We start from the raw sequence: 11,728 nt of genomic DNA on the forward strand, positions 1-11,728 counted from the left end.
GCCCCCGTGCTGGGCCACCTCGCGGACCGAGACCCACTCCTTGCCCCAGGTCTCCGAGAACCGCTTCCCGTCCCAGGTGGTGACGCCCGAGAAGATCATCCCGCAGCCCACCGCACCCAGCAGGGACGCGTGCAGCCCCTCGGGGACGTCGTCGACGGTGCGCAGCGCGAGCACCGCGCCGGCGTTCAGCGGCCTGAGTCCCCTGATCCCCTGGATGGTCCGGGCGGTGAGGGTGTGGGTCGCGTCGTCCAGCACCAGACAGGCGAACGCCGACCGGTCGGTGCGGGTCTCGGCCATCGCGTTGAACTGCGCGAGGACGAGGCGGGCCAGCACTCTGGACGCCGCGGCGTGGGCGCGTTCCGGAAGGTCGATCCGGACCCTGAGCGGATGCTGCCCGAAAGCACGCAGGGAGAAGGGCCGTGCGTCCTCCCCGGTCGCGAAGAACCCGGCGAACGCGGGCCGGTCGAGGAGGGCGACGCGGTCGGCGAGCAGCGCCGCGGGGTCCGACCCGGCGCCCGCCTGCCGGGTCCGGGCGTCGAGTTCGCGGAGCATCGCGGCATGGCCGCCCGCCTCCAGCTGCTGCCGCAGTGCGCCGAGGGCCCTCTCGTCCCCCGCGAGCAGTTCCCGCAGTTCGGGGACGGACGGGAAGTGTCCGTGGACCGTCCGGTAGGGGCCGAGCAGTTGTCCCAGGGCCAGGGCCGCGCGCCGGCCGTCCAGTTCGGGGATGTCCCCGGCCAGCCCTTCCGCGAGGGTGGCCGCGGCCTCGTCGGGATCGGTCGATCCGCCGTACAGGTCGAAGTCGTGGACGGACGAGGGGTCGCCGATCCTGACGACGACGTCGTACGCGTCGTCGGGCCCCAGCGGCGTGCCCGCGGCACCGACGGCGAGCACCGCCACCGCGCCGGTCAGCGCCTGGAGGGCGAGCGTCTCGACGACGGGACGCACCAGCCCGGTCGTCTTGCCCGCACCGGGCGGGCCGACCGCCAGCAGGGACGTGCCCAGCACGGCGGGGTCCAGGGCGACCCCCGAGCCCCGGCGCGCGTAGGGGTTGCGTTCGTCGTCCGCGCAGCCGCCGATGCGGACCTGACCGGTCAGCAGGTCGTGGCGGGCGGTGCGCAGGGGGAGGTCGCGGTGGCCCGAGGGGTGCAGGAAGGCGTCGGCGCCCCGGCGCACCACCGTCTCGTCGAAGGACGCCGGGCCGTCGTGGCGGGACCGGGCCCGTGTCCAGGCGTGGTGGACGCGCACGCAGTCCACGTCGTTCAGACGCCCGCCGCGCACGGCCGAGGTGAGCACGTCCGCCGCGGCGGTGAGTCCCGCGGCCCGCAGCGCGGGCCACCGGGCGGCGTCCGTCCCGGACACGGGCGACGGGCCCTGACCGGCCGCGGGAGGAACGGCCGCCGGAAGGTCGCCCGCAGGACGCGCGGCCGCGCGGCGCGCCGACCGGGCGCGGAGGGCGGCGCGCCAGCGTCCGGCCCGGGCGAAGGGCCACACGACCGCGGCGATGACCAGGGCGTAGGCGCCGTAGGCGACCACCGCCGCCAGGTACGCGCTGCCGCCGCCCTGCAGCCAGCTCTGCGGGATCAGGTAGAAGACGACGTCCAGCAGGGGCACCGTGCCGTTCCCGACCAGCCACAGCGCGAACAGGGCGCCGAGGCCCGAGGCCCACAGCCGGGCCCGGTCCGTGTTCGGTCCCGCCCAGTGGCGGAAGATCCCGGACCAGTGTCCGAGGCGGGCGGCCCACAGCCCGGCGAGCAGCACCAGCAGTTGGTAGTAGAGCGTCTCGATGCTGTACGCGGCGCGCGGGACGTAGTCCGCCCGCAGCGTCTCGAACACCCACCACTCCCCCGGCGTGATCGCCACCAGGGGCACCTTCACGTACGGGATGCGGAAGTCCGCGAGCAGCGCCCAGACCAGCAGCCAGAGTCCCAGCGCGATCAGCGGCCCGAGCAGGGAGGGCCGGGGCGGCTTCTCGGCGGGGCGCGGCACGTAGCCGTACCGCCAGATGCCGGGCGCGGCGGCGGGACGGAGGGCGTTCAGCCACTCGGCGACCGACGGCCCGGTCCGCGGAAGCCCGGCCGGCATCGGCGGCGCCGCGGGGGGCGGCCCGGCGGGCCTGGGCGGCGCCGCGGGTGGCGGTCCGGCCGGGCGCGGCACCACGTGCCGGGACGCGCCGGGGCGGACGTGCCCCCGCTGCGTACCGTCCTCGTCCCGCACATCGTGCGGGTCGCCGCTCGCGCCCCGCGCGCCGCGCACGTCGTCGCTCTTCATGAACCGTCGCCCCCTGACCGGCCGGGTCCGTCCGCTGCCCCGGTCAATCTAGTGCCCCTCCCGGTGTTGTCCGCCCCGTCGCGCCGCCCGGCGCGCGCGGCGGGTCCGGCGGGGCTCCCGGGCGGCGGCCGTACGGGTGGTGTCCGCGCGTCCCGGCACCCCCGCCCCGTGCGTGCTATGTCCGCGACGGACAACGCCGGACGGCCACCACTCCCGAACGGAACATGCCGGACCCCCGGTCCCGCCCCTAGCCTGCAGGCAGAGAAGCGTCCGAATACCCCACAGGAGCCCCGCATGACCTCTCTTCCGCAGGAGCGCCGCCTCGTCACCGCCATTCCCGGCCCGAAGTCGGTGGAGCTTCAGGCCCGTCGTACCGCGACGGTGGCCGCAGGCGTGGGCTCCACCCTGCCGGTGTTCGCCGCGCGCGCCGACGGCGGGATCATCGAGGACGTGGACGGCAACCGCCTGATCGACCTCGGTTCCGGCATCGCCGTCACGTCGGTGGGCGCCTCCGCCGAGGCCGTTGTACGCCGCGCGTCCGCCCAGCTCGCGGACTTCACCCACACCTGCTTCATGGTCACGCCGTACGAGGGCTACGTCGAGGTCTGCGAGCGGCTCGCCGAGCTGACGCCGGGCGACCACGCCAAGAAGTCCGCGCTGTTCAACTCGGGCGCCGAGGCCGTCGAGAACGCCGTCAAGATCGCCCGCGCGTACACCAAGCGCCCCGCGGTCGTCGTCTTCGACCACGGCTACCACGGCCGTACCAACCTGACGATGGCGCTGACCGCCAAGAACATGCCGTACAAGCAGGGCTTCGGCCCGTTCGCGCCCGAGGTCTACCGGGTGCCGGTGGCGTACGGCTACCGCTGGCCGACCGGTGCCGAGAACGCCGGGGCCGAGGCGTCCGCCCAGGCCATCGACCAGATCAACAAGCAGATCGGCGCGCAGAACGTCGCCGCGATCATCATCGAGCCGGTGCTCGGCGAGGGCGGGTTCATCGAGCCGGCCAAGGGCTTCCTCCCGGCGATCGCGCAGTTCGCCAAGGACAACGGCATCGTCTTCGTCGCGGACGAGATCCAGTCCGGCTTCTGCCGCACCGGCCAGTGGTTCGCCTGCGAGGACGAGGGCATCGTCCCGGACCTGATCACCACCGCCAAGGGCATCGCGGGCGGCCTGCCGCTGTCCGCCGTGACCGGCCGCGCCGAGATCATGGACGCCGCGCACGCCGGCGGCCTCGGCGGCACCTACGGCGGCAACCCGGTGGCCTGCGCCGGTGCGATCGGCGCCATCGAGACGATGCGCGAGCTGGACCTGAACGGGAAGGCGAAGCGCATCGAGGAGATCATGAAGGGGCGGCTCGCCGAGATGCAGGCGAAGCTGCCGAACGGCGACATCATCGGCGACATCCGCGGCCGCGGCGCGATGATCGCGATCGAGCTGGTGAAGTCCGGCTCGAAGGACCCGAACCCGGAGGCCGCCGCGAAGCTCGCCAAGGCGTGCCACGCGGAGGGCGTCCTGGTCCTCACCTGCGGCACGTACGGCAACGTCCTGCGCTTCCTGCCGCCGCTGGTCATCGGCGAGGACCTGCTGAACGAGGCGCTCGACATCCTCGAACAGGGCTTCGCCGGCGTCTGATCCGTGCGACCCCCGGCCCTGTACGCGGCCCTGCTCGCGGGGATGGTCCGGGGGCCTCGTGAGGGCTGTGAAGAAGGTGTGCGGGGCCGATGGCGGGATCCGTTTCCGACTGTCGGTCCCCCTCCCGCTGCCGTACGGTTTCCGCAGATGAGAGAAACACCCCGCCCGCAGGGGACTGCCGGCGACGCCGGGCCGACGCTTCCCCAGCACCGTCCCGGCCGTGCCCTCGCGCACACCACTGGAGCCTCCGGCTCCGGAACTCCTCACCGATCGGATGGCCGCTCGCCCCAGACCCCCCGGGGCGCGCGGCACACCGGTCCGACCGGCCGCCCCGGAACCTCCCCCCCTGTTCCCGGGCGGCCGGCCCTTCTCGTTCTCCCGGCTTCCGGGCTCCTGGCCCTCCTCGTGCTCGTCACCTGGCAGGTCGCGGCCGACGGGCCGCTGCGCGGGGCGGACGAGCGGGCCGCCCGGGCCGTCGTCGGACACGGCCCCGCCCCGCTGACCGAATTCCTCGCCGATCTCGGCAACACGCAGGTCGCGCTCCCCGTGCTGGGGTGCGCGATCGTGTGGGCGCTGCTGCGCGGGGAGCGGCGCGGGCCGTTGCACGCGGCGCTCGCCATGGCCGCGGTGCCGCTGCTGGTCGTCCCACTGAAGGACTGGATCGCCCGCCCGGGACCGCTGACCGGGGCCACCGGCTACTACCCCTCCGGCCACGCGGCGACGGCCGCGGTGGCGTACGGCGCGGCGGCGCTGCTCACCGCGCGGTGCGTGCGGGACGCGGGCGGTGCGCGGTGGGCCCGGGGCGTATGGCGGTGGGTGCGGACATGGATGATGCCCGTCGCCGCCGCCTTGCTGACGGCGGGGACGGGCATCGGTCTGGTGCTGCGCGGCTATCACTGGCCGCTGGACGTGCTGGGCAGCTGGTTCCTGTCCGGACTGCTGCTCCTGCCGTCGTACCGGGTGGGCCGCGCCGGGAGCAAAAAGCGTCAGCGGCCGAAGTAGGCGTCGAAGTTCTTCGAGAACTCCCCATTGTTGAAGCGGTCCCAGTTGATCGACCACGACATCAGCCCGCGCAGCCCCGGCCAGGTGCCGTGGGTGGTGTACGAGCCGCAGTCGGTCTTCCTGGTCAGGCAGTCGAGCGCCTTGGTGACCTCGGCGGGCGAGGTGTGGCCGTTGCCGGCCTGGGTGGAGGCGGGCAGGCCGATGGCGACCTGGTCGGGGCGGAGCGCCGGGAAGACCTTGGTCCGGTCACCGGCCACCGGGAAGCCGGTGAGCAGCATGTCGGTCATGGCGATGTGGAAGTCCGCGCCGCCCATCGAGTGGTACTGGTTGTCCAGGCCCATGATGGAGCCGGAGTTGTAGTCCTGGACGTGCAGCAGCGTCAGGTCGTCGCGCAGCGCGTGGATGACCGGGAGGTACGCGCCGGCGCGGGGGTCCTGGCCGCCCCAGGGGCCGGAGCCGTAGTACTGGTAGCCGAGCTGGACGAAGAAGGTCTCGGGGGCCATGGTCAGGACGAACTTCTCGCCGTACTCGGCCTTGAGAGTCTTCAGCGCGGAGATCAGGTTGACGACGACCGGGGTGGTCGGGTTCCGGAAGTCGGTGTCGCCGGTGTTCAGCGAGAGCGAGTGGCCCTCGAAGTCGATGTCGAGGCCGTCGAGGCCGTACTCGTCGATGATCCTGCCGACCGAGGAGACGAAGGTGTCGCGGGCGGCGGTGGTGGTGAGCTGCACCTGGCCGTTCTGGCCGCCGATGGAGATCAGCACCTTCTTGCCCGCGGCCTGCTTGGCCTTGATGGCCGCCTTGAACTCGGCGGCGGACTCGACGTTCGGGCACTCGGTGACCGGGCAGAGCGAGAAGCGGATGTCGCCGGAGGTGACGGAGGTCGGCTCGCCGAAGGCCAGGTCGATGACGTCCCAGGAGTCGGGCACGTCCGCCATGCGCGTGTAGCCGGAGCCGTTGGCGAAGCTCGCGTGCAGATAGCCGACGAGCGCGTGGGCGGGCAGCTGACCGCCTCCCCCTCCGCCTCCGCCGGTGGTGGTGGCCCGGACGGCGGCGGACCTGGCGGACTCGCCCGCGGAGTTGGTCGCGGTGACCTGGAAGCTGTACGCGGTGGACGCGGTCAGTCCGGTCGCGGTGGCGGAGGTACCGGTGGCGGAGAGGACCTTGGTGCCGTTCCGGTAGACGTTGTAGCCGGTGGCGCCCGGCGATGCGGTCCAGGACAGGTCGACCGAGGAGGCGGTGACCGTGCCGGCCTTCAGTCCGGTGGGCGCGGCGGGGAGTTCGGCCGGGGCGCCGCCGGGGCCGATCAGGGTGAGGTCGTCGGCGTGGTAGGCGGGGGTGCCGTACCAGCCGTGGGTGTAGACGGTCACCGAGGTGGTGGCCGGGCCGGTCCTGAAGGTGGTGGTGAGCTGCTTCCAGTCGGGCGCCGACTGCGCCCAGGTGGACACGTCGGTGGTGCCGGTGCCGGACGCGCCGAGGTAGACGTAGCTCCCCTGGACCCAGGCGCTCAGCGTGTACGTGGAGTCCGGCTGGACCGTCACGGTCTGGGAGCACTTGGCGTTGTCGCCGCCGGACGGCGTCGCCTTGAGCGCCGAAGCGCCTCCGTGCGTCGGCGAGCCGACGACGGTGCCGCTGCCACCGGTGCAGCTCCAGCCGTCCAGGCCCGCCTCGAATCCTCCGTTGCGCGCCAGGTCCGCGTCGGCGGCGGCGGCCGAGGGGGCGGTGGCGGCGAGTCCACCGGCGGCGAGCAGCGCGGCCGAGCAGGCGGCCACCAGTCCGGTCAGTCGGGTGGGGGGTCCCGTGCGTTCCACAACGGCCTCCGTACAGGGGGGAATCGGGTGGGGGCGGAATCGAGTGCGGCCGCCACAACATGGTCCAGACCAATCAGCTTGTCAAGACCTCTGACGGCACTCCGGTCGCTCCGGAGTGCCGTCGACCCCTGCCTGACGTATCGTCAATTACCGCCCCGCTCGGCCCTCGTGGCCGCCGCCTCGTGCATCGCGAGTTCGAGGAGCGTCGCGTCGTTGAGCGTTCCCGTGCCGTCCGGCGGGATGAGCCAGCGCACCGCGCCGACGATCCGGTGGCCCGGATGCGGCACGACGATCCACGTACCCCGGCCCGCACCGCGCACCCCGGTGCCGATCCAGCCGTCGACGGTGCCCGGCGGCACGAAGAAGCCCATGCGGGCGCTGCCGAAGTCGGAGAGGACCGGCCCCGGCCGGTCGACGAGACGGGTGAGCACGTCGAAGGTGGGATGCCCCAGCTCCCCGGGGAGGATCAGCACGTCCCAGCGCCTGCCCGCGGGAAGGAGCGCGACCCCCCTGGGATCGCGCTCCCACACCCACCGGCAGGCTTCCGGGTCCGGCGCCACCGATACCAGCCACTCGACCGCTGCCCTGACCCCCGCGCCAGCCATGACCGGCCCTCCGTTCCGTATCGACCGGCTCCGTGTCGCCGGTTCGTTCACACGGGGAGAGAGGGGTGGCGCCGTTCCATTACGCGAGTTGGCTACTCATTGGTAGTGATCTGGGTCACGCCGTCGGCCGGTCCGTTCGCGGGGCGGCCCGCCCACCGGGAGCGGTCCGCGGGGGCGGCGGTCAGCTGTCGAAACCGAGCCCCAGGCGGTCCATGGTCCGCAGCCACAGATTGCGGCGCCCGTCGTTGTCGTCCGCCCTGGCCAGGGACCTCTTGGTGAGTTCGATCCCGGTCCAGGCGAAGGGCTCCGGCGGGAACGGCAGCGGCTTGCGGCGGACCATCTCCAGCCCGGTCCGCTCGTTGCGTTCGCCCGCCAACAGGTCGAGCATCACCTCGGCCCCGAACCGGGTGGCCCCCACCCCGAGCCCGGTGTACCCGGCGGCGTAGGAGACCTTCCCCCCGTGGGCGGTGCCGAAGAACGCGGAGAAGCGGGTACAGGTGTCGATCGCCCCGCCCCAGGCGTGGGTGAAGCGGATCCCGGCCAGTTGCGGGAAGCACTCGAAGAACTGGTCCGCGAGCTTGTGGAAGGTCTCCGGACGCTGGTCGAGGGCCGCGCTCAGCCGGCCGCCGTACGGATAGATCGCGTCGTAGCCGCCCCACAGGATCCGGTTGTCGGCCGACAGCCGGAAGTAGTGGAACTGGTTGGCGCTGTCGCCGAGCCCCTGCCGGTTCTTCCAGCCGATCGCGTCGAGCTGTCCGGCGGTGAGCGGTTCGGTCATCAGCGCGTAGTCGTAGACCGGGACGGTGTACGGACGCACGCGCTTGACCAACGAGGGGAAGACGTTGGTGCCGAGGGCCACGTGCCGGGCGAACACCCTCCCGTGCCGGGTGCGGACCGTCATTCCCCCGGCGGCCCCGGCCAGTTGGAGGCCGGGAGTGTTCTCGTACATCCGCACGCCCAGTCCGAGGCAGGCCCGCTTCAGGCCCCAGGCCAGCTTGGCGGGGTGCAGCATGGCGACCCCGCGCCGGTCCCACAGCCCGCCCAGGAACGTGGGCGAGTCGACCTCGGCGCGCAGCGCGTCCCGGTCCAGGAACTCGAGCCCGGTGAAGCCGTGCCGCTCGGCCTCCCGGTGCCAGGCGCGCAGTTCCTCCAGCTGGTGCGGCTGCGTGGCGACGTCGATCTCGCCGGTGCGCTCGAATTCGCAGTCGATGGCGTACCGGGCGACGGCCGCCTCGATGGCGTCGAGGTTCCGCGCGCCCAGTTCCTCCAGCTTCTCGATCTCGTCGGGCCAGCGCTCCAGACCGTTGGGCAGGCCGTGGGTCAGGGAGGCGTCGCAGAACCCTCCGTTGCGGCCCGAGGCGGCCCAGCCCGCCTCGCGGCCCTCGATCAGGACGACGTCCCGCCCGGGATCGCGTTCCTTGGCGATCAGCGCGGTCCACAGGCCGCTGTAACCGCCGCCGACGACGAGCAGGTCGCAGTGCTCGTCCCCGGTGAGCGGGGGCAGTGCCTCGGGCCTGCCGGGGTCGTCGAGCCAGAACGGGACCGGGCTCGTGTCGGCGAGTGAGAGTGATGACGCAGCGGTACGCATGGCTTTGGGGGCCATGGCTTCCAACTCCTTCGGGGCTTTCCGTAGCGCGCCCGCGTTCGCCGTCCGTCGGACGTCAGCGGGCGCTGTTCCTCCGCCGGTTCGCGATCAGCTGACCGGCGACGACCACCAGGACGGCGATGACGAACATGGCCGTTCCAATGACGTTGATCTGCACGGGCGTACCGCGTTGCGCCGATCCCCAGACGAACATGGGGAAGGTCACGGTGGAGCCCGCGTTGAAATTGGTGATGATNCGACGAGCAGGTCGCAGTGCTCGTCCCCGGTGAGCGGGGGCAGTGCCTCGGGCCTGCCGGGGTCGTCGAGCCAGAACGGGACCGGGCTCGTGTCGGCGAGTGAGAGTGATGACGCAGCGGTACGCATGGCTTTGGGGGCCATGGCTTCCAACTCCTTCGGGGCTTTCCGTAGCGCGCCCGCGTTCGCCGTCCGTCGGACGTCAGCGGGCGCTGTTCCTCCGCCGGTTCGCGATCAGCTGACCGGCGACGACCACCAGGACGGCGATGACGAACATGGCCGTTCCAATGACGTTGATCTGCACGGGCGTACCGCGTTGCGCCGATCCCCAGACGAACATGGGGAAGGTCACGGTGGAGCCCGCGTTGAAATTGGTGATGATGAAATCGTCGAAGGAGAGCGCGAAGGCGAGCAGCGCTCCCGCGGCGATCCCGGGGGCTGCGATCGGCAGTGTCACCCGCAGGAAGGTCTGCACGGGTCCGGCGTACAGGTCGCGGGCCGCCTCCTCCAGCCGCGGGTCCATCGACATCACGCGCGCCTTCACGGCCGTCACCACGAAGCTCAGGCAGAACATGATGTGTGCGATGAGGATCGTCCAGAACCCGAGCCGCGCCCCCATGTTGAGGAAGAGCGTGAGCAGCGAGGCGGCCATGACGACCTCGGGCATCGCCATCGGCAGGAAGATCAGCGAGTTGATCGCGCCGCGCGCCCGGAAGCGGTAGCGGACCAGCGCGAAGGCGATCATCGTGCCGAGGACGGTCGCGCCCAGCGTCGCCCAGGCGGCGATCTGGAGGGACAGCGACAGCGAGCCGCACATGTCGGCCACTCCGCACGGATCCTTCCAGGCGTCCGTGGAGAAGTGCTGCCAGGCGTAGTTGAAGCGCCCCTTCGGCTTGTTGAACGAGAACACCATCACGACGACGTTCGGAAGGATCATGTAGGCGAGGGTCAGCAGACCCGCGATGACGACGAGGTTCCGTCGTATCCAGCGCAGTACGGGCATCAGACCAGGTCCTCCGTCCCGGAGCGGCGGATGTAGACGGTGACCGTGATCAGGACGACCGCCATGAGGATGAAGGAGAGCGCGGCCGCCGTCGGGTAGTCGAGCACGCGCAGGAACTGGGTCTGGATGACGCTGCCGACCATCTTGGTGTCGGTGGAGCCCAGCAGTTCCGCGTTGACGTAGTCGCCGCTGGCCGGGATGAAGGTCAGCAGCGTTCCGGAGACGACCCCCGGCATGGAGAGCGGGAAGGTCACCTTGCGGAAGGTGGTGGCGGGGGTGGCGTACAGGTCGCCGGCCGCCTCGTGCAGCCTGCCGTCGATCCGTTCCAGCGAGGTGTAGAGCGGCAGGATCATGAACGGCAGGAAGTTGTACGTGAGACCGCAGACCACGGCCATCGGCGTGGCCAGCACCCGGTTGGACTCGGTCCAGCCGAGCCAGCCGGTGACGTCCAGGACGTGCAGGGTGTTCAGTACGTCGACGACCGCGCCGCCGTCCGCGAGGATCGTCTTCCAGGCCAGCGTGCGGATCAGGAAGCTGGTGAAGAACGGCGCGATGACCAGCACGAGGACGACGCTGCGCCAGCGCCCGGCCTTGAACGCGATGAGGTACGCGAGCGGGTAGCCGAGCAGCAGGCACAGGAGCGTGGCGGTGCCCGCGTACAGCAGGGACCGGACGAACTGCGGGTAGTAGTCCTTCAGCGCGTCCCAGTACGTCTGGAAGTGCCAGGTGACCTCGAAGCCCTTCTCCAGGGACCCGGTCTGCACGGACGTCGACGCCTGGTAGACGAGCGGCAGCGCGAAGAAGACGACGAGCCACAGGATGCCGGGGAGCAGCAGCCAGTACGGGACGAGGCGTCTGCGGGTGGAGGCCCTGCGGACCTCCGGTTCGGTGACGGACACGGCGGGTGGCGCCTCCTCGGTGACGGTCACGCCGCGTCCTCCACCGTCTCCACGCCCGCCGCGATGTCCTGATCGGCGTCCAGTCCGAAGGTGTGCGCCGGGTTCCAGTGCAGGACGACCTCGGCGCCGGCCGTGAGTCCGGCGCGCCGCTCGACGTTCTGCTCGTACACCTGGAGCGCCTTGCCGGCCGGGCTCTCCACCACGTACTGGGTGGAGACGCCGATGAAGCTGGAGTCGGTGATCCGGCCGGTGACCCGGTTGCGGCCGTCGGCCGTTGCGCCCGCGTCGTCGGCGGGGACGACCGAGATCTTCTCCGGGCGCACACCGAGCAGCAGCCTGCCGCCGTTCACGAGCGGGGCCGTACATCGCTCCCGGGGCAGTCGCAGCTTGCCGCCGCCGGCCGTCACGACGACCTCGCCGCCCTCCGTGCCCGCGTCGAGGATCTCGGCCTCGATGAGGTTGGAGGTGCCGAGGAAGTTGGCGACGAACGTCGTCCTCGGGTTCTCGTACAGGTCGGCGGGGGCGCCGAGTTGCTCGACCCGGCCGGCGTTCATCACCGCGACGGTGTCGGCCATGGTCATGGCCTCCTCCTGGTCGTGGGTGACGTGGATGAAGGTGATGCCGACCTCGGTCTGGATGCGCTTGAGCTCCAGCTGCATCTGGCGGTG

At 71.9% G+C, this 11,728-nt stretch carries 9 protein-coding genes and 1 pseudogene; 2 read left to right on the forward strand and 8 right to left on the reverse strand.

Features of this window, described 5'->3' with window-relative positions; translation table 11 throughout:
- On the reverse strand, nucleotides 1–2,268 hold a 2,268-nt coding region (locus AMK22_RS36545), incomplete at its 3' end, for an ATP/GTP-binding protein (RefSeq protein ID WP_073792008.1).
- Nucleotides 2,269–2,562: 294 nt separating this feature from the next.
- Between AMK22_RS36545 and gabT the strand changes: the two genes are divergently transcribed.
- Both gabT and AMK22_RS36555 read left to right on the forward strand, forming a co-directional pair.
- On the forward strand, nucleotides 2,563–3,903 hold the full coding sequence (gabT, locus tag AMK22_RS36550; protein WP_073792009.1) for a 4-aminobutyrate--2-oxoglutarate transaminase: 1,341 nt from the start codon (nucleotides 2,563–2,565) through the stop codon (nucleotides 3,901–3,903).
- 405 nt (nucleotides 3,904–4,308) lie between these two features.
- Nucleotides 4,309–4,905 carry a phosphatase PAP2 family protein gene (locus AMK22_RS36555; RefSeq protein WP_338014212.1) on the forward strand — a complete coding sequence of 199 codons (597 nt, stop codon included), beginning with the start codon at nucleotides 4,309–4,311 and terminating at the stop codon, nucleotides 4,903–4,905.
- On the opposite strand, the gene AMK22_RS36560 is transcribed toward AMK22_RS36555, so the two are convergent.
- The 7 genes and pseudogenes from AMK22_RS36560 to AMK22_RS36590 all read right to left on the reverse strand — a co-directional run.
- A complete protein-coding gene (locus AMK22_RS36560) occupies nucleotides 4,890–6,713 on the reverse strand; it encodes a chitinase (RefSeq protein ID WP_073792011.1) in 1,824 nt (607 codons plus the stop codon). The two genes, AMK22_RS36555 and AMK22_RS36560, sit on opposite strands and share 16 nt — an antisense overlap.
- Nucleotides 6,714–6,856: 143 nt before the next feature.
- Nucleotides 6,857–7,318 carry a hypothetical protein gene (locus AMK22_RS36565; RefSeq protein WP_073792012.1) on the reverse strand — a complete coding sequence of 154 codons (462 nt, stop codon included), beginning with the start codon at nucleotides 7,316–7,318 and terminating at the stop codon, nucleotides 6,857–6,859.
- 181 nt (nucleotides 7,319–7,499) lie between these two features.
- Nucleotides 7,500–8,921: an NAD(P)/FAD-dependent oxidoreductase gene (locus AMK22_RS36570; protein WP_073792014.1), complete on the reverse strand. Its 1,422-nt coding sequence runs from the start codon at nucleotides 8,919–8,921 to the stop codon at nucleotides 7,500–7,502.
- A 58-nt stretch (nucleotides 8,922–8,979) separates the two neighbouring features.
- Nucleotides 8,980–9,159: pseudogene (locus AMK22_RS36575) on the reverse strand (ABC transporter permease); the annotation flags it as partial.
- 201 nt (nucleotides 9,160–9,360) lie between these two features.
- Entirely contained in the window at nucleotides 9,361–10,161 is an 801-nt protein-coding gene (locus tag AMK22_RS36580) for an ABC transporter permease (protein WP_073792016.1), read from the reverse strand.
- A complete protein-coding gene (locus AMK22_RS36585) occupies nucleotides 10,161–11,090 on the reverse strand; it encodes an ABC transporter permease (RefSeq protein WP_073792017.1) in 930 nt (309 codons plus the stop codon). The genes AMK22_RS36580 and AMK22_RS36585 overlap by 1 nt, the downstream gene beginning before the upstream one ends.
- Nucleotides 11,087–11,728: ABC transporter ATP-binding protein (locus tag AMK22_RS36590; RefSeq protein WP_143203657.1), on the reverse strand; the 642-nt coding region annotated here is incomplete at its 5' end. The genes AMK22_RS36585 and AMK22_RS36590, both read right to left, overlap by 4 nt.

The sequence above is a fragment of the Streptomyces sp. CB01580 genome, from assembly GCF_001905795.1.
GTDB lineage: Bacteria > Actinomycetota > Actinomycetes > Streptomycetales > Streptomycetaceae > Streptomyces.